This window comes from Sedimentibacter sp. B4 (genome assembly GCF_000309315.1).
In the GTDB taxonomy this organism is placed as follows: Bacteria; Bacillota; Clostridia; order Tissierellales; family Sedimentibacteraceae; genus Sedimentibacter; species Sedimentibacter saalensis.
This window is the reverse complement of the sequence record NZ_CANG01000030.1, coordinates 16,347-42,052: the sequence shown is the minus strand read 5'-3', so window position 1 is coordinate 42,052 and position 25,706 is coordinate 16,347. Positions and strand designations below refer to the sequence as shown.

22 protein-coding genes are annotated in these 25,706 nt (G+C 34.5%); 7 read left to right on the top strand and 15 right to left on the bottom strand.

Going from position 1 to position 25,706, the window contains the following annotated elements; genetic code table 11:
- The first annotated feature begins 96 nt into the window (after nucleotides 1-96).
- The 3 genes from BN358_RS05150 to BN358_RS05140 all read left to right on the top strand — a co-directional run bounded on the left by BN358_RS05150 (nucleotide 97) and on the right by BN358_RS05140 (nucleotide 3,467).
- A complete protein-coding gene (locus tag BN358_RS05150; protein WP_019227009.1) occupies nucleotides 97-660 on the top strand; it encodes an AAA family ATPase in 564 nt (187 codons plus the stop codon).
- A gap of 19 nt (nucleotides 661-679) precedes the next feature.
- Nucleotides 680-1,516, top strand: a complete 837-nt coding sequence (locus BN358_RS05145) for a metallophosphoesterase (protein ID WP_019227010.1) — start codon at nucleotides 680-682, stop codon at nucleotides 1,514-1,516.
- 976 nt (nucleotides 1,517-2,492) lie between these two features.
- A complete protein-coding gene (locus BN358_RS05140) occupies nucleotides 2,493-3,467 on the top strand; it encodes a tyrosine recombinase XerC (protein ID WP_019227011.1) in 975 nt (324 codons plus the stop codon).
- A gap of 128 nt (nucleotides 3,468-3,595) precedes the next feature.
- Here BN358_RS05140 and BN358_RS05135 read toward each other — a convergent pair whose 3' ends face one another.
- Nucleotides 3,596-5,494, bottom strand: coding sequence for an endonuclease MutS2 (locus BN358_RS05135; RefSeq protein ID WP_019227012.1), 1,899 nt, complete (start codon nucleotides 5,492-5,494; stop codon nucleotides 3,596-3,598).
- A 363-nt stretch (nucleotides 5,495-5,857) separates the two neighbouring features.
- Complete coding sequence (locus tag BN358_RS05130) at nucleotides 5,858-6,172, bottom strand: LysM peptidoglycan-binding domain-containing protein (RefSeq protein WP_019227013.1); 315 nt, start codon at nucleotides 6,170-6,172, stop codon at nucleotides 5,858-5,860.
- A 142-nt stretch (nucleotides 6,173-6,314) separates the two neighbouring features.
- On the opposite strand from BN358_RS05130, the gene lexA reads away from it, so the two are divergent.
- Nucleotides 6,315-6,938 (top strand): transcriptional repressor LexA, encoded by a 624-nt coding sequence (lexA, locus tag BN358_RS05125; RefSeq protein ID WP_019227014.1) that lies wholly within the window; start codon nucleotides 6,315-6,317, stop codon nucleotides 6,936-6,938.
- A 58-nt stretch (nucleotides 6,939-6,996) separates the two neighbouring features.
- Here the strand turns inward: lexA and BN358_RS05120 are convergent, their stop codons facing one another.
- The 7 genes from BN358_RS05120 to BN358_RS05090 form a co-directional block, all read right to left on the bottom strand.
- On the bottom strand, nucleotides 6,997-8,298 hold the full coding sequence (locus BN358_RS05120) for a methionine gamma-lyase family protein (RefSeq protein WP_019227015.1): 1,302 nt from the start codon (nucleotides 8,296-8,298) through the stop codon (nucleotides 6,997-6,999).
- A gap of 3 nt (nucleotides 8,299-8,301) precedes the next feature.
- Nucleotides 8,302-8,538 (bottom strand): RNA chaperone Hfq, encoded by a 237-nt coding sequence (gene hfq / locus BN358_RS05115; RefSeq protein ID WP_019227016.1) that lies wholly within the window; start codon nucleotides 8,536-8,538, stop codon nucleotides 8,302-8,304.
- A 19-nt stretch (nucleotides 8,539-8,557) separates the two neighbouring features.
- A complete protein-coding gene (miaA, locus tag BN358_RS05110; RefSeq protein ID WP_019227017.1) occupies nucleotides 8,558-9,490 on the bottom strand; it encodes a tRNA (adenosine(37)-N6)-dimethylallyltransferase MiaA in 933 nt (310 codons plus the stop codon).
- A gap of 12 nt (nucleotides 9,491-9,502) precedes the next feature.
- Nucleotides 9,503-11,458 (bottom strand): DNA mismatch repair endonuclease MutL, encoded by a 1,956-nt coding sequence (gene mutL / locus BN358_RS05105; protein ID WP_019227018.1) that lies wholly within the window; start codon nucleotides 11,456-11,458, stop codon nucleotides 9,503-9,505.
- A 12-nt stretch (nucleotides 11,459-11,470) separates the two neighbouring features.
- The gene (gene mutS / locus BN358_RS05100) at nucleotides 11,471-14,092 is read right to left on the bottom strand and encodes a DNA mismatch repair protein MutS (protein ID WP_019227019.1); all 2,622 of its coding nucleotides are present in this window, start codon (nucleotides 14,090-14,092) and stop codon (nucleotides 11,471-11,473) included.
- Nucleotides 14,093-14,206: 114 nt separating this feature from the next.
- Nucleotides 14,207-15,622, bottom strand: coding sequence for a tRNA (N6-isopentenyl adenosine(37)-C2)-methylthiotransferase MiaB (miaB, locus tag BN358_RS05095; RefSeq protein WP_019227020.1), 1,416 nt, complete (start codon nucleotides 15,620-15,622; stop codon nucleotides 14,207-14,209).
- Nucleotides 15,623-15,736: 114 nt separating this feature from the next.
- Nucleotides 15,737-16,015: a DUF2325 domain-containing protein gene (locus tag BN358_RS05090; protein WP_019227021.1), complete on the bottom strand. Its 279-nt coding sequence runs from the start codon at nucleotides 16,013-16,015 to the stop codon at nucleotides 15,737-15,739.
- Nucleotides 16,016-16,280: 265 nt separating this feature from the next.
- On the opposite strand from BN358_RS05090, the gene BN358_RS05085 reads away from it, so the two are divergent.
- Both BN358_RS05085 and BN358_RS05080 read left to right on the top strand, forming a co-directional pair.
- The gene (locus BN358_RS05085; protein ID WP_019227022.1) at nucleotides 16,281-17,312 is read left to right on the top strand and encodes a LacI family DNA-binding transcriptional regulator; all 1,032 of its coding nucleotides are present in this window, start codon (nucleotides 16,281-16,283) and stop codon (nucleotides 17,310-17,312) included.
- A 115-nt stretch (nucleotides 17,313-17,427) separates the two neighbouring features.
- On the top strand, nucleotides 17,428-19,011 hold the full coding sequence (locus BN358_RS05080; protein ID WP_019227023.1) for a peptide chain release factor 3: 1,584 nt from the start codon (nucleotides 17,428-17,430) through the stop codon (nucleotides 19,009-19,011).
- Between the two features lie 103 nt (nucleotides 19,012-19,114).
- On the opposite strand, the gene BN358_RS05075 is transcribed toward BN358_RS05080, so the two are convergent.
- Complete coding sequence (locus tag BN358_RS05075) at nucleotides 19,115-20,044, bottom strand: TDT family transporter (protein ID WP_019227024.1); 930 nt, start codon at nucleotides 20,042-20,044, stop codon at nucleotides 19,115-19,117.
- A 164-nt stretch (nucleotides 20,045-20,208) separates the two neighbouring features.
- Here BN358_RS05075 and BN358_RS05070 point away from each other — a divergent pair, with 164 nt between their 5' ends.
- A complete protein-coding gene (locus tag BN358_RS05070) occupies nucleotides 20,209-20,700 on the top strand; it encodes a C-GCAxxG-C-C family protein (protein WP_019227025.1) in 492 nt (163 codons plus the stop codon).
- A 347-nt stretch (nucleotides 20,701-21,047) separates the two neighbouring features.
- Here BN358_RS05070 and BN358_RS05065 read toward each other — a convergent pair whose 3' ends face one another.
- From BN358_RS05065 to BN358_RS05045, 5 genes are all read right to left on the bottom strand, one after another.
- On the bottom strand, nucleotides 21,048-21,917 hold the full coding sequence (locus BN358_RS05065; protein WP_019227026.1) for an SDR family oxidoreductase: 870 nt from the start codon (nucleotides 21,915-21,917) through the stop codon (nucleotides 21,048-21,050).
- Between the two features lie 9 nt (nucleotides 21,918-21,926).
- Complete coding sequence (locus BN358_RS05060) at nucleotides 21,927-22,904, bottom strand: acyl-CoA dehydratase activase (RefSeq protein WP_019227027.1); 978 nt, start codon at nucleotides 22,902-22,904, stop codon at nucleotides 21,927-21,929.
- On the bottom strand, nucleotides 22,885-23,982 hold the full coding sequence (locus BN358_RS05055) for an acyl-CoA dehydratase activase-related protein (protein ID WP_019227028.1): 1,098 nt from the start codon (nucleotides 23,980-23,982) through the stop codon (nucleotides 22,885-22,887). The genes BN358_RS05060 and BN358_RS05055 overlap by 20 nt, the downstream gene beginning before the upstream one ends.
- Nucleotides 23,954-24,874, bottom strand: a complete 921-nt coding sequence (locus tag BN358_RS05050; protein ID WP_019227029.1) for an acyl-CoA dehydratase activase-related protein — start codon at nucleotides 24,872-24,874, stop codon at nucleotides 23,954-23,956. Before BN358_RS05050 ends, BN358_RS05055 begins: the two co-directional genes overlap by 29 nt.
- A 127-nt stretch (nucleotides 24,875-25,001) precedes the next feature.
- Nucleotides 25,002-25,706 (bottom strand): HesA/MoeB/ThiF family protein, encoded by a 705-nt coding sequence (locus BN358_RS05045; protein ID WP_019227030.1) that lies wholly within the window; start codon nucleotides 25,704-25,706, stop codon nucleotides 25,002-25,004.

The window sequence follows — 25,706 nt, the reverse complement described above, 5'->3', positions numbered from 1 at the left end:
TTAATTAACTATCAAAAACAATAACCCCATCTACAGAGACAAATACAAACAAATACAAACATAAACATAAACTATTAAATGAGGATGGAAATTATTATGAAACTTATTATAATATTTGGACCACATGCAGTGGGTAAAATGACTATAGGGCAGGAGTTGGCCAAAATCACTAAACTTAAATTATTTCACAATCATATGACAATAGATATAGTCAGTGAATTATTTGAAAACATACCCAAGGAAAGAAACAGACTAATAAACCTTTTTAGAAGAGAAATATTTGAGGCATATTCTAAAAGTGAAGAATATGGAATGATTTTTACATATATGTGGGCTTTTGATCGTAAAGAAGACTGGGAATATATTGAATATGTTGAAAATTTATTTTCTTCCAGAGGAGCAGAGATATGTTTCGTTGAATTAGAAGCAGATTATGATCTGAGGATTGAGAGAAATAAGACTGATAATAGACTTCTGAATAAGCCTACAAAAAGAAACATAGAAAAATCTGAATCATTATTTATAAGTTTAGAAAATATGTATAGATTAAATTCATTTGATGGGGAAGTAGCAAAAGAAAATTATATAAGAATAGACAATTCAAATCTACGGCCGGAAGAAGCAGCTTTAATTATAAAAAATAAGTTTTCGCTTATTTAGTACATAGAAAGTAGGTTTTATGAAAATATACATAGCATTATTCATATTATCAATTTTAGTTCCGTTCCTATTTTGGCAGAACAATAATATTGATATAACAAGATTTAATTATATAAATAGTAAGATTCCAGATAATTTAAGCGGTTTGAAAATTGTGCATATATCTGACTTGCACAACAAAAATTTTCATGGAAAATTAACAAAGATAATTAAAAAAATAAATCCTGATATTATCTTTATAACTGGAGATTTAATAGACAGAAGAAAAACAAATGTAGCTTTGGCAGTCAAATTTGTAAAAGAAATTGTTACAATTGCACCTGTATATTATGTTTCCGGCAATCATGAACAGTTATCAGGAAATTATAAGGAACTAAAAAAAGAATTAAATAATTTACACGTTATAATAGTGGATAATTCTTATACTAAAATTAATATCGAAGGTAGTGAAATTGGCTTGTTAGGTATTGCTGATCCTGCAATTAACCAAAATGAAAAAACATATCATATTGAAAACAATACAACATATATGAGAAATACATTACATGAGCTAACTCACTACATTAAAACAGATTTTAATATACTTTTATCTCACAGACCTGAGCATTTTGAAATTTACAAAGAATTTAATGTAGATTTGGAATTCAGCGGTCATTCTCATGGTGGTCAAATAAGAATTCCTTTTTTAGGAGGGATTTTGTCTCCAAACCAAGGTTTTTTTCCAAAGTATTCAGAAGGAATGCATAGGGAAGGCTTAACATCTATGGTTGTAAGCAGAGGATTGGGGAATAGTCTCTTTCCCTTTCGAATATTCAATCAACCGGAATTAATTGTTGTTGCTCTAAATAAAGAATAAATGCAGTGTTATAAAATATTTTATGTACACTTTAACCAGTACTTAACTTAAAAATATTTAACAAGTGTCATGACATATTAATTAATGTTTTTATTATATAATTCAATAAACAATTTCAAAATCAAAATGAGATTTTTCAGATTTATGCAAGTTAACAATCTATACATGACAGCAAATTGTATATGATGAAATTTTAGAAATATTCCTGTGGAAATAGTGGAGATTTGACATTTTAAGAGAAAAATGTGCAAAAATCTCCACTTCAAAGGACCTTTTAAATGTCGCAAAATAGATATTTTGCGACAAAAGGAATTCTAAAAAAAGGGGAAGGTTCTAAATATATTGAAATTTAAACGTTTATTGAATTGCAGTCTCTCAACGTTTTTTTGCTTTTAATAATTAATTTTTACAGTTCTGTTGACAACTTTTATATTATTTTTGATTTAGCTTTTCTGATATCATTTTTAAATTGCAATTTTAGTTTTCGATTATTGTTTTGACAAATATTTTTACTTATTTAGTTTTTACTGCAGTTATAAATTTATGTTAAACATTCTTTAAATGTTCAAAATTTCAAAGCTTCAAAATGCGTTTAAACAAAAGATATTTTCCTTGTCAAGTATTTATACCTTTTGATTTTGTTAGCCAATGCTTTGACCTGCTAATTTGCACTTCATGGATAATAACTCTTCAATTTTTATCTTAAAAAACGAGGCCGTAAAATGCGTTTAAACGAAAGATATTTTGTTTGTCGATATTTATACCAATGAATTTTATTATTAATGTTCTATTTTGAGGTTATTATTATTAATTGAGCAAATTAATTAGCTCATGTAAAATTTTTTGATTAAAATTCATGATTCAATTTGTATTATTCGAAATAATAATTAAATTTGCAGTTTCCATTGCATTTAATGTAAATTTTGTCTATAATTGTATTATAATTATTTTGCGACATTTTTGCAAAGGAGAAACTATGTACATAAATTACAGTGACCTATGCCCTGCTCCCATGAGCAATTTTTTAGAATATCTTTTGTCCATCAGAGGTAAATCAGAAAAAACAGTTAACGAATATTTTCTTGATCTCCGCACTTTTTATAGATTTCTTGTAATGAGATACAAATTAAGCGACAATATTGATGTGTTTGAAGATATAGACATTTCCCTGGTGGACATTGACACCATCAAAAAAATTAAGATCATGGACCTTCACTCCTTCATAGGTTATATTGACAGGGAAAGAAACAACTCCAACAGGACTAAAGCAAGAAAAATCGCATGCCTGCGTTCTTTTTTCAAATATTTGTATTCAATTGTAAAACTTATTCCGGAAAATCCGGCATTAGACCTTGAAACTCCAAAGAAAAACAGCCGTCTTCCAGTTGCCTTGTCACTGGATGAATCAAAAAATCTTCTTACATCAATAAACGGCTCAAACGAAAAGCGCGATTATGCAATCATTACTCTCTTTTTGAACTGCGGACTGCGTTTGTCTGAACTCATAAGTATTAATATTGATAAAATCAAGGGAGACACTCTTACGGTTGTTGGAAAAGGAAATAAGGAAAGGACAATATATCTCAATGATGTATGTGTACAAGCAATTGAAGAATATCTGGAAGTCAGGCCTGATCCTAAGCCCGGTCATGAAAAGGCACTTTTCATCAGCAACAGAAAAAGCCGGTTTTCGCAAAAAGGTGTCCAGCACATGGTTGACAAGTACCTGGCTGAAGCTGGATTGTCAGGTAAGCACTACTCTCCTCACAAGCTTCGCCACACAGCTGCAACGCTCATGTATCAATACGGTCATGTGGATATTCGAACTCTGCAGGAGCTCCTTGGTCATGAAAGTGTTTCAACCACACAAATTTACACTCATATAAATAAAGAACAGCTGCGGGATGCAGTTAAATTAAATCCGTTAAATTTAGAAGAATCTGAAACATAAAAGGACTGTTGCATTAAGTTCATGTCATCCTGAGGGGTAGCGATGGATCTCATCTTTTGAAGTATGAGATTCTTTTTGGCTAGGCCTCAGAATGACACGATAGTAATCACTATGCAACAGTCCCTTTATTACTGCCTTTCTTTTCTTGCCTTCTGCAGTTTTTTAAGTGCTTTTTTTGACCCTCTTGCAATATCTTTTTCTAATTTTCTATCTGCAAAGCTTGTAAATAAAGAATTCAAATCATAATCTTCCGGATACAGCTCTGAAGCCTTAAATTCCAATTTGATTTGTTTTACATTCACTTCCATAAACTTATTACTATATAAGACTGTTACATTGTTGAATTCGTCTTTTGGTTTATAAATCAAGCCGCTTTTTTTGTATTCTGTCAAATAAACTTTGTCGCCAATATCATAATCATAATTTTCATATGGAACATTTTCTGTAATCTCTTGTTCGATTCTTATTTTATTTTTACTTACAAAGTTGTAATTGTAATCTTTGTTTTTAATATAATGTTCTGCTCTTTGTATTACGTCTTCATGAATACCCATTTTTTTAGAAATCCACAATGCGTTGCTCTTTCCTGATTCGCCAATTGACAATTTATATAATGGTTCTAAAGTATCGCTGTTAAAAAGCATTGCAGCATTTTGAAAATCGCTGTGTCTTAATGAAAAGTTTTTAATTTCGCCGTAATGTGTTGTTGCAACGGTTATGGCGCCTCTATGATATACTTCTTCTAATATGGAAATAGCCAGTGCTGCACCTTCGTTTGGTTCAGTTCCGCTTCCTATTTCATCAAAAAGTAAAAGAGTTGATTTATTTGTTTCTTTTATGATTTCAGCAATGTTCTTTATGTGGGAAGAAAATGTACTCAATGCATTTTCAATGCTTTGATCATCACCTATATCTGCAAAGATGTGACTGAATACTGAAATTACACTTCCTTTTTCACATGGTATATGAAAACCTGATTGTACGGCTAATGTCAACAATCCCACAGCTTTTAACACAACAGTCTTGCCGCCGGCATTAGGTCCTGTTATAACAAGTGTTCTGTAATCCTTTCCCACCGAAAAGTTCAAAGGTACAACTTTTCCTTTAAGCAGCGGATGTCGACCATTTATTATATTTATATAACCATAATCATTGATGTCCGGAGAAATGCCTCCTATGGATATGCTGTATTTTGCTTTGGCTAAAATCATGTCATATAAACCTATTACTTCTACATTTGTTTTTAATTCATTTATATACTCACGAACCATGCCTGTTAAATAACATAAAATCTGATATTCTTCATTTGACTCTTCAGCCCTTAGCTGCATTAGTTCTGCTGTCAGCTTGCTCACCATGGATGGTTCAATAAAAACAGTTGAACCTGTAGAAGAAGTGTCTACTAGAATTCCATCAACCTGATTTTTGTAGGATGATTTAATTGGTATGGTAAATCGTCCATTTCTTTTTGTCACAAAGAAATCCTGTATTAAAATTTTATTGTTTGCTGATTTTAAAAACCCCTCCAGTTTTTCTTCTATTTTAATTTCTGCGTTTTCAATGAGTCTTCTTATCCTTTTCAATTCTTTCGTTGCATTTGAGTCAATAACATTATTGTGAATAGAATTATTTATTTCTTCTTCAACGTTTTCAAGCTCTCGTATTGAATAACTGTAACTCATTAATGTTGGAGCAAAAAATTCTTTATCTTTCATGTAAAACTTTATTTTTCTGCATCCTCTCAAAAAGTCGGATACATTACTTAATTGTTCAGGGTTTAAAACACCATCTTTTTCAACGTTTATAATAATATTATCAATGTTGACTATGCCTTGCAGTGGAACAGTGCTGCTTTCCAGAAGTATTTTTCCTTCTGAAGTTTCAAGAAGTCTATTTTTGACAGTCTGAATATTTGAAGAAGGCAAGAGCTTTTGGATCATATTTTTTCCAAGATTGCTTACACAAAAATCTTTTACAATATTTTTTAATTCTTCAAATTGTAATTTTGTTAAGGTTGTATTATTCATTTTCATTCCTTTCTTATTTAAAAAAATAAGCTATGGAAGTACCAGGTAGACATTTAGTTGCACAAAAATAGCTGCGGATATCTCCACAGCTATATATTTTCTCTATTTTTAAAAGGAAATATAACATTATAAATAATGCTTCAGTAGTGTGATTGTATCTTCCATAGACAATGATAATAAGCAAATTCAAATAAGCGTGACATTTTCGTTATCACAGCTTTTGCTTATTATATATTAATTTAATCTATTGGTTAGATACACTCTCTAACATAAAATTCTCCTATTGATCACTTAAAATCTATAATCTACCTTTAAATTTATTATATTCACTGAAATGATGAATGTCAATAAAAACTTAATATATTATTCTACATTCATAGGAACTTTAATCACATCACCGGGATGAATAGAAGCATTATAAATGCTGTTTTCATTAGAAATTTCGTAAACCAGTTCCCTTATGTCCGCATTGCTGTCAGCAGCATAGCTTGATGCAATTGACCAAATTGTATCTCCGTACTGAACAGTTACAATGTCAAACTGCGGTATGTCTTTGGAATATGCATTAAAAGTTGCAGCAAATGTAAAAACAAGCATGCTGATTGATAATATTGATAAAAACATAAATCTTTTAAACTTTTTCATATTGGTTACTTTGTACTTGTTAAATATTATCATAATTCACCTCGAACATATTTTCTGTATTAATTCTAGCAGAACATCTGTTCGATGTCAACATGTTTTTGAAATTTTCTCAAACAAATGTTTGATTTATTATGAAAAGTATGGTAATATAAAGAAAAACAAAAGAGGTGGAACCATGAATTATGAAGGCTTAAGCGATAAGCAAGTTAAAATACTGCAATACATAAAGAATGAGCTGGCGCTGAGAGGTTATCCCCCGTCAATCCGTGAAATCTGCAAAGCTGTAGGTTTAAGCTCTACTTCTTCAGTACATGCGCACTTGAGCACATTGGAAGAAAAAGGTTATTTAAAAAAAGGAACAAACAAACGACGAGCTCTCGAACTTATTGATATAGATGATATTTGCTGCAATCTTCCCAAAAAAGAAATTGTGAATGTTCCAATTATAGGTACAGTTACCGCCGGAGCTCCCATACTTGCCGTTGAAAATGTTGATGACACTCTTCCTATTTCCGTAGACTTTGTAGGAAACAAGGAATCTTATGTGCTTAAAGTAAAAGGTGAAAGCATGATTGAAGCAGGAATTTTAAACGGCGACTTTGTAATTGTAAACTCTCAGAATACTGCAAAAAACGGAGACATAGTTGTTGCTCTCATAGATGATGAAGCAACAGTAAAAACTTTTTACAAGGAAAAAGACCACATTCGTCTGCAGCCTCAAAACAGCACAATGGATCCTATTTTAGTAAAAAATCCTTATATCCTAGGTGTTGTAAAAGCAGTTGTTCGCAAATATTAACAGATTTATATTAATTATAAAAGGAAGCTTTCAGTACAATCAGCTTCCTTTTTTTATGCTACAGATTACTAATAATATTTTTCACTTCTCCAAACTCCATCATTTTTTCAAGAGACAACATTACACCCAACTTGCAGTGGTCATAAAACAACCCACCCTGTATGTATGCTATGTATGGAGGTCTCATTGGTGCATCGGCGCTTAATTCTATTGATGAACCCGATACAAAGGCACCGGAAGCCATGATTACCTGGTTTGAGTATCCCGGCATATCCCATGGAACAGGTGAAACATGAGCATCAACAGGTGAGGCGTTTTGAACTGCTTCACAAATTTTGACAACCATGTCCTTGTTGTTGAACTTAATTGCTTGAACAATATCGCTTCTTTGTTCCTCCAGTGCAGGAGTAACTTCAAATCCAAGCGAACTGAAAACTCCTCCGAACAACATTGCACCTTTTACTGCTTCGCTTACTATGTGTGGAGCAAAGAAAAGTCCCTGCAGTGTGTTTCTGGTTGTACCAAATGTAAGACCTATTTCCTTTCCAACTCCCGGTGCTGTAAGACGATTAGCTACACGGTCTATTATTGCTTTTTTACCTGCCACATATCCTCCGGAAAGAGCAATTCCTCCTCCTGGATTCTTGATCAAAGATCCTACTATTACATCGGCTCCTATGTCAGAAGGTTCAATTTCATCTACGAATTCTCCGTAACAGTTATCAACCATTATATAAATGTTAGGATAAACTTTTCTGATTTTTGCTATTGCATTTTTTATTTTTTCAAGTGTAAGAGCAGGTCTGAAGCTGTATCCTGTGGAGCGTTGAATCATGAGAAGCTTTGTCTTCATAGTAACAGCCTTTATTGCACTTTCCCAATCGATGTCGTTGTTGTAAAGAGGAATTTCCTTGTATATTATTCCTGCTTCTTTCAAATTGCAGGGCTCATTTCCTTCTTCGCCAAGAACAGTCAATAATGTGTCATATGGACGTCCTGATATAGCAATGGCTTCGTCGCCATACTGAAGTATAGCTGACAATGTAAGATAAAGAGCATGTGTTCCTGAAGCTATAGAAGGTCTTACAAGTGCATCTTCAGTATGAAAGACAGAAGCAAATATTTTTTCTGCTTTTTCTCTACCTACATCATCGTATCCATATCCCGTGTTCCAGTAAAAGTTTGTGTAGTCAAGCTTGTGTTCCTGCATTGCATAGATTACTTTATATTGATTTGCTTCCCTTATTTTTTCGATTTTATCAAAATAATTTTCTTTTAAATCTTTTTCGATTTTTGTTACATAATTATAAACAGTTTCGCTTATGCCAAACTGTTTACATAATATTTCTTCTGTCGACATTTATTACTCCTCTATAATTTCGTTGCTGAAAAGTCTTACCTGCTTGTATGGCAGTATTGACGTTATTGCATGTTTGTAAACAAGCTGCTGTCCCTTGTCTGTTTCAATAAAAACCACATAGTTGTCAAAGCCTATTACTGTGCCTGTAAGTTTATAACCGTTGTTTAAAAATATTGTTATTGTTATTTTTTCTCTTCTGACATTGTTTAAAAAAGCGTCCTGCAAATTGATTGAATTCATACAATCTCTCCTTTCATGGTTAAATAAGGTCTAGGTAATCATATATATTTTCTAAAGATGCATCAATTTTATTTACATCTTCAATGTCAAACCATTTCACATTTTCATCCTTTAAAAACCATGTGAACTGCCTTTTGGCAAAATGTCTGGTATTTTGCTTGAGAATGTTTACGGCTTCTTCAAAAGTGATGTTTCCTTCTAGAAATTCTATAATCTCTTTATACCCGATTGCTTGCATTGAAATCAGGTTTTTTTCAAAACCTTTGTCGATAAGTGATTTTACTTCTTCTACCAGTCCTTCATTTATCATTTTATCAACCCTTTGGTTAATTCTTTCATAAAGGATCTTTCTGTCCATGCTAAGACCAATAAGTATGAAGTCATATTTGCTGCTTTTTTTTCTTATGTCAGTGTTCGTTTCTGAAAACTTTCTTCCTGTGAGGTCATAAACCTCCAATGCGCGTATTACGCGCTTTACATTATTTTTGTGTATTTTTTCTGCAGATTCAGGATCAATTTTCTTAAGTTTTTCATAAAGGGCATCTTCACCGTGTTCCTTATGATAATAAGTGTAATAGTCTCTTAGTTTTTCATTGGATTTTGCATTGGAAAAATCAAGATCATAAATGAGGGAATTTACATAAAGGCCGCTTCCTCCAACAATTACGGGAACCTTTCCTCTTGAAATCATTTCGTCGATGTTTTTTTCTGCTTCTCTTTTAAAATCCGAAACAGAATAATTTTCATCGGGATAGATTAAATCAATCATATGATGTTTTATCCCCTGCATTTCCTCAGTTTTGATTTTTGCGGTACCCACATCCATACCTTTATAAATCTGCATTGAGTCTGCTGAGATTATTTCAGTGCCCAGCTTTTTTGCAAGCTCAATTGAAACATAAGTCTTTCCAACAGCAGTAGGTCCGACTATAACTATTATTTTATTACTCATTTTAAATTTCCTTTAACTTTGGATTCTTTCAAACATTTTTTCTATTTCATATTTTGTCATTTTAATTATTACCGGCCTTCCGTGAGGGCACGTATACGGATTTTCTGTTTGTTTAAGATTATCCAGCAGTGCTCTTACTTCTGATATATGCAATCTGTCTCCAGCCTTAACGGATTTGACGCATGCGTTCTTAATAATTTTGTCAAGGAGTAAGTTTAAGTTGGATTTGCCAGAGTCTTTCAACGAATCCAAAATGGTGAAAAACACGTCCTTGATATTTGAATCTACGAATATGGTCGGCACATTATTTATAAGTATAGCATTTATTCCAAAGTTTTCAACGGAAAATCCTAAATTTTCGAAAATTTCCATATTATTTGATGCTGTGCAAAAGTCATCATATGACAAATTTACAACTTCAGGCACTAAAAGTTCCTGCTTAATGATTTGTTTGTTGTTGTATTGGCCAAGGAATTTCTCGTAGTTTATTCTTTCATGGGCAGCGTGCTGATCGATCATAAACATCTGGTTTTTTTCCTGATTTTCGCAGATTATATATGTGTCCATGACAATTCCAACAACCACGAGCTCCGGAATTTTTTGTTCAGTTTGCTCCTCATGTTCTAAAAACGTGTGCTGCATGGGAATGTTTATGTCAATTTCGTCTTCTGCATAATCTAGTTGTTTTTGTTCATTTTCTTCAAAGATATCCATGTGGCATAAATCGGCATATTTATGTTTACTTGATTCTTCTTCTATAGCATTTTCAAAAATATCAATTGTGTTATTTTCAGTGAAGCTTACTTCCTTGAACTTTATGTTATCATAGTTTGAACTGTCAGAATAATCCGTATTGTCATACAGGGACGGATTGTTATCTTTATTTATTTTTTCAAATACAGAAAAATTGCTTGAGGGTTCTTTTGTTGCCCTATGTTCTTCTCTTAAATAAATATCGTTTGTTACTTCCTTCATTATGCTCTTAGAGTTTAGTGATTTGTATATGGCTCTTTTCACTTCATTTAAGATGAATTCCTCATTTTGGAAGCGCACTTCAGTCTTGGCTGGATGCACATTAACATCAACAAGTGAAGGATTTATTTCAATTTTTAAAAAGCATGCAGGATATTTATTTTTTGGCAGAAGCGTGTTGTATGCAGCCTCAATAAAATAATTTATTCTCTTGTGTTTTATGAATCTGTCGTTGACAAATACCACCTGCTGCTTTCTGTTTCCTCTGTAGTAATTAAGATTTGTTGTATAACCAGTTATTTTTATGTTGTTCTCTTCATATTCCACTTTCAGTAGTGAATTGTACAAATCCTTATCGTAGAGGCTTGAAATTGTGTTTAAAAAGTTTGTTGTCTTGGGTGTTCTGAATGCCACAGAGCCGTTGTTCACATATTTAAATGAAATATTTTGTTTGCTCAGTGCAAGTGACACAACTACTTCATTTATGCTTCCGCTTTCCGACGCATCGCTTTTTAAGAACTTTTTCCTGGCCGGAACATTGTAAAACAGTTCTGTCACCGTGATAGTTGTTCCAACAGGACATCCCACATCTTCCTTTAATTTAATTTCTCCGCCTTCAATTGACATCTTTATGCCGTAGTCATCATTTGCAGTACGTGTTATCACTTCCACATGAGCAACTGCTGCAATGCTTGCCAGTGCTTCTCCTCTGAAACCAAGAGTGAAAAGAGAATTAAGATCGTCTGATGTCTCAATTTTGCTGGTGCAGTGTCTTCTGAAGGCATCCTCAACTTCATCCTTGTTGATTCCTTTACCGTTATCTGATATTCTGACTAAACTTTTACCGCCGTTTTTAATTTCAACTATAATTTCGTCAGCTTTGGCGTCGATGGAATTTTCAACAAGTTCCTTCACTATTGATTTAGGGCTTTCAATAACCTCGCCTGCAGCAATTTTGTTGATTGTTTCGTTGTCCAACAAATGTATTTTAGCCATGGTCCACCTTCTTTAAATGTGTTTTGCCTTTTCAATTATATCATTTAAAAGTGTAAAGGCTTTAACCGGAGTTACATTGTTTATATCAATGTTTTTTATTATTTCAGAAAGTTCCTTGTATTCTTTGTTCTTGCTGTTTTCAATGGAGTCGACCTGGAACATGGAAACCTGGAATGTATCGGTTATTCTGTCTTTCTTTTTCCTTGCAAATGGTTTGTTTATGTCGCTTTCGTCAAGCTGTGATAAAATTTCCTTTGCTCTTACTACAACTTCATCCGGGAGACCTGCAAGATTTGCTACCTGGATGCCGTAGCTTCTGTCCACGCTTCCTTCAACTATTTTTCTAAGGAATATTATTTTATCGTTGTCTTCCTTTATTAAAATCCTGTAATTTTTAACACTTTTCAATTTGCTTTCAAGCTCTGAAAGCTCATGGTAGTGAGTTGCAAACAATGTCTTAGCTTTGATTTTTTTTGTGATATACTCAACAACGCTCCAGGCAATGCTTAAGCCGTCATATGTGCTTGTGCCTCTTCCGATTTCATCAAGTATGAGAAGGCTGTTTTCCGTGGCATTGTTCAGTATGTTTGAAACTTCGCTCATTTCAACCATGAACGTGCTTTGTCCCTGGGAAAGATCATCGGAAGCTCCAACACGTGTAAATATTTTGTCCAGAATGCAAAGCTCTGCGCTTTTGGCAGGAACAAAGCTTCCTATGTGAGCAAGGAGTGCTATAAGGGCAACTTGTCTCATGTACGTGGACTTACCGGCCATGTTTGGCCCTGTAATGATTGACATGCGGTGTTCTTTGTTGTCAATGTATGTATCGTTAGGAACAAACATTTCGTTTTTCATAATTTTTTCTATTACCGGGTGTCTCCCATCAACAATTTTCATGTAGCCGTTGTTGTTCATGACAGGCCTTACATAATTGTTTCTGACAGCTGCAATTGCAAGTGAATTAAGTGTATCTATAATTGCTATATTAAATGCAGTTTCCTGAATTCTAACAACCTGACTTTTAATTTGTTGTCTTATTTCAAGAAACAGTTCATATTCAAGCTTCATGAGCTGTTCATCGGCATTGAGAATTTTTGCTTCCATTTCCTTTAGTTCCGGTGTGACATATCTCTCACAGTTTGCCAGTGTCTGCTTTCTGATATAGTGCTCAGGTACATTTCTAAGATATGACTGTGTAACTTCAAGGTAATATCCGAAAACTTTTGTATAGCCAATTTTTAAGTTTTTAATTCCCGTTGATTCTCTTTCCTTGTTTTGAAGTTCAGAAATCCAATTTTTGCCGTGTACGGTTATTTCCTTTATTTCATCAAGCTCAGAGTTATAGCCTTCTTTTATAATACCTCCTTCTTTAACTGAAATTGGAGGTTCGTCAACAATTGATGAGTCTATAAGAGCATAAATGTCTCTCAGTGTATCAAAACTTTCTTGAATTTCTATAAACATTTTGGAGGAAAGTTCCGAAAGCTCACTTTTTAAATCAGGAAGGCTTGAAACAGACTGCTTCAGTGCATTCATGTCTCTTCCGTTGCAGTTTCCGTAAACTATTCTGCTTATGAGTCTTTCTATGTCATAAATGCTCTTTAAGCATTCTTTAATGTTGTTTGAAGCCATTACATTTCCATAAAGCTCTTCAACTGCATCAAGTCTCTTGTTGATTAGAACAATATTTTTTAACGGTTCTTCAATCCATTTTTTAAGATGTCTTCCTCCCATGGCTGTCATGGTATGGTCAAGGACGTGGTACAGTGTGCCCTGACCTTTTTTGCCTCGAACAGTTTCAATGAGTTCAAGGTTTTTTCTTGTGCTTGAATCAAGGTACAGATATTCTCCCACATTGTAAAAATGAAGTTTGTTAATGTGGTCAAGATTAGTTTTTTGTGTATTATTAAGGTAGTTTAAAAGCATGCCAAGAGCCATGACTGCATAGTTGTTGTCAGAAAGCCCGAATGAGTCAAGGGATACCACTTTGAAGTGTTTGAGTATTATTTCCTTGTATTCGCTGTAGCTTAGAGGCTCAGAGCATGTTATCATGGAATCAATTACATCATTATGTGTGAGCTTGTTTGAAATAATTTCTGAAGGGTTTATTTTATATAATTCTTCCTTCAAAAGATCAAATCTGTTGCTTTTTAGATCAAAATCACTTAGTGATATGTTTTCAGTTACATATAAATCTCCAGTAGAAATGTCTGTGTAGCACATGCCGAAACCCTTGTCTACATATGTGCAGCAAAGGTAATTGTTGCTTTTTTCATCAAGCATTCCCTGGTCGATTATTGTTCCTGGCGTAATGACTCTTATGACATCTCTTTTTACGATTCCTTTGGCAGCTGACGGATCTTCAAGCTGCTCGCATATAGCAACCTTGTATCCGTTTTCAATGAGCTTTGAAATGTAATTGTCAACGGCATGAAAAGGAACACCACACATGGGGGCTCTTTCTTCCTGGCCGCAATCACGGCCTGTCAATGCAATTTCAAGTACCTTTGAGGCTTTTAGTGCATCATCAAAGAACATTTCATAAAAATCTCCAAGCCTGTACAAAAGAATGCAGTCCATATACTGCTCCTTTATACTGAAATACTGCTCCATCATAGGTGTATATTTTGCCATTATGAATCCTCCCGATTACAATTAAGAATTAAGAATGAAGAGTGAAGAATTAAAAGTTTGAATTATGCATTGCACAATTCCTTCACCCATTCTTAATTCTTAACTCTTCATTAATTAAACTATTTCGCCTTCCATGTGGAATGTTTTGACGTTTGTTATTTTTACATTCACTATCTGCCCTAAAAGCTCCTCAGTTCCTTTGAAGTGAACAAGTCTGAAGTGCTCTGTTCTTCCTGTGAGGAAGTTGTCGCTTGTCTTGCTGGTGGATTCAACCAACACAGGATACGTATGTCCTATGCACTGGGAGTTTCTTTCAAGAACTATTTTGTACAGAACATCTAATAGCCTGTCAAATCTTTCGTGCTTAACTTCATCAGGTATCTGGTCTTCCATTAAAGCAGCTTTAGTTCCCTCTCTCATGGAATAAAGGAATGTAAATGCAGAATCATACTGCACATTTTTAACAACATCCACAGTTTCCAGGAAGTCTTCCTCTGTTTCTCCGGGAAAGCCTACTATGATGTCAGTAGTGATTGCAACATCTGGTATTTCTTTTTTTAGCTTGTAAACTAAATCGAGATAATGTTCCTTAGTGTATTTACGGTTCATTTTGTTCAATATATCATTGCTTCCGGCTTGAACAGGCAAATGAACATGGTTGCAAACTTTGCTGCAATGTTTTATTGCCATTATTAAATCGTCATTCAAATCCTTAGGATGGGAAGTCATGAAGCGGATTCTTTCAATTCCGTCAATTTTGTTAATTTCATATAAAAGCTCGGCAAAAGTGAACTTATTTTCAAGATTGCTTCCGTAGGAGTTTACATTTTGTCCTAAAAGCGTGATTTCTTTGCATCCGTCCTGTGCCAGTGCTTTAACTTCATTGATTATCTCTTCAGGCTCCCTGCTTTTTTCTCTTCCTCTTACATATGGAACAACGCAGTATGTGCAGAAATTGTTGCAGCCGTATGTTATGTTTACCAAAGCCTTGTATTTGAATTTTCTCTGCTTTGGCATGTTTTCATATATAAGTTCAGTGTTATCTATGATGTCAATGCTCTTATTTTTATGAACTTCGGCATTGTATATAAGGCCAGGCAATTCGTGTATTGTATTTGTACCGAAAATTATATCTACAAATGAATATTTTCTCATAACCTTTTGTCTGATATCTTCATTTTGCATCATGCAGCCGCACACGGCAACAAGCATATCCGGATTGTTTCTTTTTAATCCTTTCACTTCCCCTAATTTTCCAAAAAATTTAAGTTCAGCATTTTCTCTTATAAGGCATGTGTTAAAAATAACCAAATCGGCATTTATATCGTCATCTGTTTCTTCATATCCAATGGAGGTGAGCATTCCTGATATTTTTTCAGAATCATGCTCATTCATCTGGCAACCATAAGTAAGAATGTGATAAGTCTTTCGCTTGCCGTTCATTATAAAAAACTGCTCGTTTATATTTTTCAATTCTATTAATTTGTCGCTACTAAGTTTAGCATCATTAATGATTACTCTTTTGCTCATAATTCTCCAACTTTCTAAATATCCTATATAATTTCATCCTGAGTATTATATCATTTAATAGAAATTTGTTCAATAAAAACTCTTTCAATGTATTTATAATGAAAAAAAAGTAAACTATGAATACTGCTCTAGTATGCCTTTGAGGGCACTTGCACTGCTGCTGTGTGAGCGAGTAATAACAATTTTGTTTTTTTCAGACTCATTTACTGCACAATGTACCATTTTATGAGATGCTGTGGATGTAAAAAGAATCATCAGATCAGGGTTTCCTATCTGATCCTTTAGATTTACGGACATCTTAGTGAAAATTTTCGCTTTGAATTTATATTTTTTGCATATTTCCTTGTATTGAGCTTCCATTCGCTCATGTCCTCCAATTATTACAACGCTCATATATCCTCCTTAGGTTAGTTATAACTAACTCAACTGTAAAATTTTTTATTTATTTATTATATGTAGATTCAAAATTATTTTATATAGTTAGTATATGCTAACTTCAACCCAAAGTCAATATTGAAATAGATTGATGCTAAAATTTTATTTTATTCTAATATGAATTCCAGTTATTCTAAATTTAAAAAGTGTTGCCGTAAATCGTTACATATTTTATAATGTATGTGAACTGTAATATCATTGATAAAATATAACGGGGGAAAAAATGGCAACTATTAAAGATGTAGCTAATTTGGCAGGAGTTTCAGTTTCCACAGTTTCTGTAATAATAAACAACAAAGCAGAAGAAAGAAAAATATCAACAGCCACAAGAGAAAAAGTCGAAGAAACAATAAAACAATTGAATTATCAGCCCAGCGTTTCTGCAAGAAAATTGAGGAGCAATGAATCTAATGTATACACTGTGGGAGTTTTCTGGGCTTCTGACTTTCGCATGTCATTTTTAAGCCGGTTCATGTCAGGGCTGCAGTCAGAAATTTTAAAGCTTCAAATACCCATTGACATAGCAATATGTCCTTATGAATCTGACAAGCTGAGGTTTGAAAAAAGACTGTACAGCTTGAATACTTATAATGCAGTAATAATTGCCAATACCACTGATGACGATAATGATTATATAAATAATAATCCACTTCCCATTCCAACTGTATTGTTTAATAGAGAATCTGAAATATACCACACGGTAGGAATAGACAATGAAGAAGCAGGAAAAAAAGCAGCTGCTCACCTTATTGCTTCAGGTGTTAAATCAGTTAATATAATTTGTCAGAAGAAAAGCTATCTGGCCATGTCAAGAAGAAGCGGAGCTTTTTTAAATGAGTGCATAAAAAATAATATTAACATAAATGACATAATATATGTGGAAGGTTCAATTGCTGGCGGAGCTGAAGCAGGAAAGACTCTTATAAACAGAGGAAATCTTTCGGACGCTGTTTTTTGTGATTCAGACAGTATTGCCCAGGGGCTTATCTATGCATTAAAAGAACACAGTATTTTAGTTCCTCAGCATATAAAAGTAATGGCTGTCGGTATGGGAAATCCTGAATTCAGTAGGTTTTTCATACCTTCCATTTCAGTTGTGGATATTCCTATGGAAAAAATAGCAGCAAAATGCATGAAAATAATTACAGAGGTTGCATCTCACGAGTTAACTGTCCCCAGTCACACTATATATGAATCTGTGCTTCATGAAAGAGAATCAACACGTAGCATTAAAGCATTAAATCATAATTTATAATACATTCAATAATTTGCACAAATTATGGTTAAATTAAAAATAATCATTTTAATTTTATCAAATATGATGTAAAATACCATGGATAGAATTTGTAATATTTTAGAAAGGATTTTAAATGAATAATATAGATATTATTAACAAAAGACGAATTTTCGGTATAATTTCTCACCCTGATGCAGGAAAAACAACTTTGACAGAAAAACTTCTGCTTCACGGAGGTGCCATAAGAGAAGCTGGTACTGTAAGAGCAAGAAAAAATTCAAAATATGCCAAATCAGACTGGATGGAAATTGAAAAGCAGCGTGGTATTTCGGTTACATCTTCTGTAATGCAGTTTGAATATAACGACAAGGTTATTTCAATCATGGACACTCCCGGTCACAATGACTTTGGTGAAGATACATACCGTATTTTGACTTCTGTTGACAGCGCAGTAATGGTTATAGATGCTGCAAAAGGTATAGAAGCACAGACAAAAAAGCTGTTTCAGGTTTGCAGCATGCGAGGAATTCCAATTTTTACATTCATAAACAAACTAGACCGTGAATCAATGGATCCCTTAGAATCAATGCAGGAGCTTGAAGATGTATTGGGTCTTCCGTCAGTGGCAGTTACATGGCCTATAGGCTGCGGCAAGGAATTTGAAGGAGTATACGATCGTCTGAGAAACACAGTTTATTTGTTCAGAAAAAACGAACAAATTCATCTTGATGAGAACCGTGTAAATTCAAGTAAACTTGATGGAGTTTTAAGTCCCATAAATTTGAAGAATTTAAGATATGCAATGGACCTTTTGGACGGCGCAGGAAATGAATTTGATCTTGAAGCAGTTAAAAATGGAAAGTTGTCACCTGTATTTTTTGGTTCTGCTCTGGCAGATTTTGGTGTTACGGAATTTCTGGAACATTTTCTTCAGATATCCCCTCCCCCTTCTGCAAGAAAAACGACAAAGGGTGTTGTTAATCCAACAGATGAGGAATTTACCGGATTTATATTTAAAATTCAGGCAAACATGGATCCTAATCACAGAGACCGTCTGGCATTTTTAAGAATTTGCTCAGGAACATTTGTAAGAGGAATGAATGTTACATTGTCAAGGACAGGAAAGCAGCTTAAACTCAGCCAATCCACCCACCTCATGGCCAATGAACGTGAAACAGTTGACACAGCATATGCAGGAGATGTAATAGGAATTTATGATTCCGGCAATTTCCAGATTGGTGACACTCTCACAAATGGAAAGGATAAAATATTTTTCGAACCTCTTCCAACATTCCCTCCGGAATTGTTTAGCCGCGTAAGCGCTAAGAATTCCCTTAAGGGCAAGAACTTTCAAAAGGGTGTTGAACAGCTGGCACAGGAAGGCGCAATACAGGTTTACAAGAATGAATACAATGAAATTATTCTAGGAGCTGTTGGTATACTTCAGTTTGAAGTTTTCGAATACAGACTTGTAAATGAATACAATACAGACATACGCATGGAAAATATTGATTTCACTGTTGCTCGCTGGGTTAAGACTGATAATCCAGAAGAACTGAAAAAATATCAAAACTCAAGATGCATGCTTGTATATGATCATTATGACAGGCCGGTTTTATTGTTTACAAACACATATGCTCTGAAAAGCTTCCAGGAAAGAAACGAAGACGTTGAATTGGTTGAAGCTCTTGATGTATTAGACGAAATTGATGCTTAAAATATGATATATAAAAATATGAAAACCAGATAGCTGTCAGATTATAATCTGAACAGAGCAATCTGGTTTTTGTTTTATCTCTTAACTCTTAACTTTTAAATGGTTAAGCTTTTTGCTGTTCAGTTTCAAATAAAAATTTTATATATCTGTACAACACGTAAAGCACGATTAAAACAGCTGCTGCTTCCTGGAATTTAACAATATATTTGAGCACTTCAACAGTTTGGTTTGTCTTTATTAGAAATCCGTTTGTAAGCTTCATTGATATTCCGCTTATAACAAGAGGAAATGTAAATGCTGAATAGCTTGGGTAAAATTTATGCTTAAGAAGATTAAAAAGTGCAGTTAATGCTCCTATGTACATTATTATTGACAAAAAAGCCAGGAATACTACCATTGTCATGTTCTTTGTTTCAAAGGAATTCATATATCCTGCCAAAAGCAGGCTCGCCGGTGCTGCAAATATTACAAGGGTAGGTTTTGCAGGTTCTGCTATTTCCTTAATTTTAAAAACTCTGTACAAAACTATGGGAAGGAGTACAAGGTATGTAACAAATCCAAACCAAAATGCTGCTTGACCAACAGCCATCATTTTGTAAGCAGGAGCTGTAACACTTGAAACAACAATCCCCACATACACTATGAACCAGGACGGAAATACAGTCTTGATTTTAAAGTTCAAAACATATTTTTTAGTAAACAACACTATCAATGCTGTGTGAAAAATGACTGCTGCAATCCACATAGCAAAAGCAAAAGAAGGAGCAAGCGGCTTTATGTAAGTAGACAACAGCATTGCTGCCATTGAAAATGTAGGAAAAACACTGTCGACTACAGGATTGTCAAGGGCTTCCTTCACTCCTTTTGGAAATTTGATTATTTTTACGATCATTAAAATAAATAATGCTGCAGAAATCATTCCAAACGTAGTTCTTAAAATTTCGCCATATGATTGAACCAGGTTGCCTGCTGCAGCTAGGCCCAAAATAAGTCCTGTTGCCGGAACAGGATATTTTTTTAATATTGCGTTCATTGTTACCTCCAAGTAAAATTTCAAAGTAATTAATTATAGCATATGGACTGAAAAAGTTATCATCAATTAAAATTATATTGAGTCTTATTATCATGAATTTTATTTATTGGTAATTTTACTGAGCACAAACTATAATTATATAGATTACTAAATCGGAGGGTGACATGACTTTAATTAATACAATGGATTTTACAAAAGAAGAAGTTCTTGACAAAGTTCAGACTGATGCTGAAAATTTGTTTAAAAGCGGAACATATTTTTGCAGTGAAGCAGTGCTTCAAACTATTAACGAACTTTTAGGCTTGCCTTACGGTGCTGATGTTGTTAAGCTTGCCAGCGGATTTCCAATTGGAATGGGAAAATCAGGATGTCTTTGTGGGGCTGTATCAGGCGGACAAATGGCTCTTGGCATTGTTTATGGAAGAGTTGAAGGCGATCCAATGCAGGATAAAATGTTTGACATATCCAAGAATCTTCATGATTACATAAAAGATGAATACAATTCAACTTGCTGCAGAGTTATTACAAAACAATGGCAGGGAGACAATTTCAAAAGCCCTGAAAGAAAACAGCATTGTTTTACAATAACAGGCAAGGTTGCAAGATGGGTTGCCAACGAACTTATTGAAGACGGAAAAATACAAGTTAAACAATAGCGGCTATGCCGCTTTTTATTTTATCTTTAATTAATTCTATCATGTTTTTCTGGCTATGTCATATTAAGTTAAATTTATCTTCTTAAATATTTTATGATCAAATCTCCCATTTCACAGGTTGTAACTTTCGTTCTTTCCTCAGTACAAAAGTCTTCAGTTGTATATCCCAGTGAAATTACATTACTGATACTTTTTTCAATGTCATTCTGAGGGCGTAGCCGAAGAATCTCATGTTTTCAATAAAGATGAGATCCTTCACTATCGTTCAGGATGACAGCGTCAGGGTTTGTCATCAGCCTGAACCGCATATATCCGGCTATATTTTTAATTAAGAGCTATGAATAAATTTATCCGTTTACTATGTGGCCGCCGTTTATGTGTATAGTCTGACCAGTAATGTATGATGCACTGTCAGAAGCAAGAAACACATATGCTTCTCCAAGTTCCACAGGCTGACCCGGTCTTTTAAGAGGAGTATCTGCTCCAAAGGAATCCACTTTTGCTTTGTCAAATGTAGATACAATAAGTGGTGTCCAGATTGGTCCCGGAGCCACTTGATTTACCCTGATTTTTCTTCCTGAAAGGTTTGCAGAAAGACTTCTTGTAAAAGACGTCACTGCACCCTTTGTAGATGAATAATCAATAAGACTTGCATTTCCCTTGTAGGCAGTCACCGAGCTTGTGTTTATTATCGAACTTCCCTCTTTAAGGTATTTGAGGGCATATCTTGTAATATAAAACATGGAAAAGATGTTTGTTCTAAATGTATCATCAAGCTGTTCATCTGTTATGTCTTCAAGATTTTCCTGAGGATGCTGCTCTGCTGCGTTGTTAATTAATATATGAAGTCCTCCGAAGTGATTAATTGTTCTTTCAACAACATCATTGCAAAATGAAGAGTCTTTTATATTACCTTTTATAAGGAGCACATTGCCGCCATATTCTTCAGCTGATGCCTTTGTAATATTTGCATCGTTATCAGCAATATTGTAGACTATGGACACATTGCAGCCTTCCTTGGCAAATGCTACGGCAACAGCTCTTCCGATTCCGCTGTCACCGCCTGTAATTATGGCTGTCTTACCTTTTAACCTCTCAAAGCCTTTAATATTAGTGTCGTCATAGATAGGCTCCGGGTCCATATGGCTTTCCCTGCCGGGCTGAGCCTGAGTCTGTCCCTTTATGTCATCGGGTGTATACATTTCATTGTCTTTCATGTTTCCTCCTTATGCAAGCAAATCAATTTTAACATCAGCTAATTTGCTTCCCCACTTGCCGCAGCGGTCACCAAAATATCCTATTATTTTATTCTCTTCACAGATTTTTACAACCTCACATTTATTTGAACAACCTTCGCAATCAAAGCTTCTTGAAAAAATGTCTCTATCAGCAACATCAAACCCCCTGAAATTTGTGAATCCGTTTTTTCTTACGGCAGATTTGGCAATTATTGCAGCACCTATGGCTCCCATCATATTGAAATGTTCAGGAACAATCACTTCAGTTCCAAGGGCGTTTTCAAAAGCTTTTTTCATTCCGATATTTGCGGCTACGCCACCTTGGAATAAAATTTTTGCTTTGATTTGTTTTCCTTTTGCAATGTTGTTAAGATAATTCCTTACTAAAGCATCACAAAGGCCGCGTATTATTTCAGCCTGATTGTATCCTAGCTGTTGCTTGTGAATCATGTCTGATTCTGCAAATACGGCACATCTGCCTGCAATTCTGACGGAAGATGTTGCCTTAAGTGCGTAATTTCCAAATTCCTCAATAGGAATGTCAAGCCTTTCAGCCTGTCTGTCAAGAAATGATCCGGTTCCTGCGGCGCAAACTGTATTCATAGCAAAATCTGAAACAATTCCGTCATTAAGAAGAATTATTTTGGAATCCTGTCCTCCAATTTCAATAATTGTCCTCACATCTTGGTCTATTTCAAGGGCAGCAGTAGCATGAGCAGTTATTTCATTTTTAGCGGCATCAGCTCCGATTATAGCAGAGGCAATCATCCTTCCGCTTCCTGTTGTACCTGCACCTGTTATTTCATGCTTTTCATATTTGCCATTCAATATTCTGAATCCTTCCTGTATGGCATTTATGGGATTTCCCTTTGTCCTCAGGTATATTTTTTCTAAAACTTGCGAATTTTCATCAAGCAGCACAATGTCAGTGCTAACTGACCCTACATCAACTCCCAGATAATACATTGCTTCTCCTCCTTTCAAGCAAATCAATAAAAGCCTCTATTCTGGTTATGTATCCTGCTTCTCCCGTCATGTCATCAACAACCAAAGACATAATCGGAAAATTCATGTCATTAGAAATTGTTGGAAGTATAGATTTAGACACAATTTCAGGCATGCAGCCCATGGGGAAAATCTGAATAGCACCGTCAAAACCTTCCAGGGATGAGGCAACTGCTTCACCTACACATTCAACAGCATGGCCTCCTATACCGAGAGACAGGTACTTTTTTGCATTTTTTTTAATGGTTAATGAATTAAGCTTAAATGGGCTCAATGCCATGTTTTTAACCCACCAGCTTGGGGTCAGCCCTCTTTTTGAGGAAACTCCGTAATCCATGAGTTTATCTTCTATGAAAAAGTTTGAATATGGTTCGATTACAGTGTAAATTTCTCCGATTATTGCAATTTTTAAGGGATTCTTGTTTATGTCAACAGATAGGTGATGGATTTTTCCCTTGTAGTCTTTTAATAGCTTAAGCATTTCAGAAGGATTATTACATTTCATTGCTTCATCCTTGCAGTCTTTCAGCAATTTCTTACATTCACCCTTGTTTCTTTCATAGCCAGCATACATATGAGCAAGTCCTTCAATTTCATCAATTAATCTTGTTGATTTTAAAGCATCAGAAAGTGCAATTATCTTTTGATACGTTTTTTTGCTGCTGTTAGATGATATCATCCTTATTCTTCTGTAAAGTTCCTTTAAGCCAATGTCTCTTGGAAAATCAAGAACAACAAAGTCCAGATTGTGTCCTATACTTTTCAATAAATTCATCTGTAGTTCGCAATATTCTCCAAACCTGCAAGGTCCGCAGCTCCCTGGAAGTATCACTGTGTCAGCTCCATGTTCAATGGCCTGTATGTAGTTTCCAATCATTATTTTGAATGGAAGGCATATTTCTTCGGGAGAATAAAGTGATCCTATGTCAAGAGCAGTCTTGTTGCTGCTGGGAGGAACAGCATAATCAATGCCAAGACCGTCAAAAAGAGTTTTTACACCTATGTATACATTACCCATGTGTGGGAATGTTGCTTTCATTGTGGACCCTCCTTTCCAGCATGTCGGCAAATGCTTCAATTCTTGTATTTAGACCTGCCTCTCCTGTATGCTCATCAATTTTCAGGGTCAAAAATGGAAAGCTCCCTGAGATGTTTTTTATTAGTTCGATTATAACTGAATCGGTCCCGCAGTTGAATGATGAAACATAAATGATCCCTTCAACATTTTTCTCCTTAAGCACGTTTGCAGCAAAACCGTAATTTTCTTTTAAATATGTCCAGAAAGGCTTCTTGAATAATTGCTCTATTTCAAGGTCGATTGATAATGACTGAGTAAACTCCATTGTTTCAACACCTATTCCTAAATTGTTTAGTTTATTTACAAGATTCATGTTAACATAGCTGTCATAGATGTTGTAAGGGTGGCCTATAAGTGCCACATTTATATCATAACCTTCATCCTTTATACCGCTTGTACTTTGTAAATGCTTATCATATGCTTTTATAAACGCATTTTTAACAATAAAAGAGTTGGGTGTAATTTTTTTTCCTGCTGTCTTGGCCCAATTGTAAAGACTTTTTTTTGAAAAAGCATAAATAGGATCTGTAATGGACGGTGGCATGTTGTCAATGCTGTTTAGGACCATTTCAGGAAGTCCGCAGAACTTTGGACAAATATATTCATTTTTGTATAGCTGCATAATTCTTGGAAGCACAATAATATCACATTTATCTTTTATCTTTGAAACATGTCCGTGAAATATCTTCACAGGTAGACACGCCTCATCAACGCAGTATTTTACACCTTCATCCAAAATTGCTTTGTTTGTATCTTCTGATGTAACAACTTCAGCACCCAGTTCGCTGAAGAACACAGTTAAGAAATCATTGTACTTGCAATACAACAATCCCTTTGGAATTCCAACCTTCATAATACCTCCACAATAAAATAATATCACAAATTACAGTATTGCCTATAATTTGTGATATTATTCCTGTTGTGTAATTTAATTTATTTTATACCATATACTAATAAAAGCTGGGTATACATATCAATATTTATGTCAACCGATTATCTTTATTAAGCGTAATTATCATATAATCCTGCATCAAAAGATCTATAAAAAGCATCTTTTTTCTTAAAAGTTCACCCTTTCCAAGAAGATATTTAATTGTTTCTGCAACTTCTGCAGAAGCAATCATTGCCGGTGTAAATGATGGGTTGCCTAATTTCTTTTCTACTCCGGCCCCCTGCTTATCTGTGTAAATTAAATCAAGAGTATCGTCTCCGGGAGCAATGAAGCAAACCTGACCGTACCATCCTCCTATGGAGCCGTGAACCAAGGGAAGATTTAAATCTTTACAAATTTTTTGCAGAACAAAACGGGTTGTTATATTGTCAACAGCATCTACAACAATATCAACGCCGGAAAGCAATTGAGATGCAGTGGATTCATCAAAATAAGCTGAATGACATTTCAAATTTACATTTGAGTTAACCTTGGCAAGTCTTTCCTTTGCTGCTTCAGCTTTTAACTGTCCTATGTTTACTTCTGTTGCAAAAAGTTGCCTGTTCAAGTTGCTTTCATCAACTTTATCGGCATCAATCAAAACTAAAGTTCCTATTCCCAATCGAGCAAGCTGCTCAGATATGTGACCTCCCAAACCTCCCAGACCTATAACTGCAACAGTGTAATCAGCAAGTTTTCTTTGTTCATCTTCGCTTATGAGTTCCTTGTTTCTTGAATATCTTGGTTCTCCCAT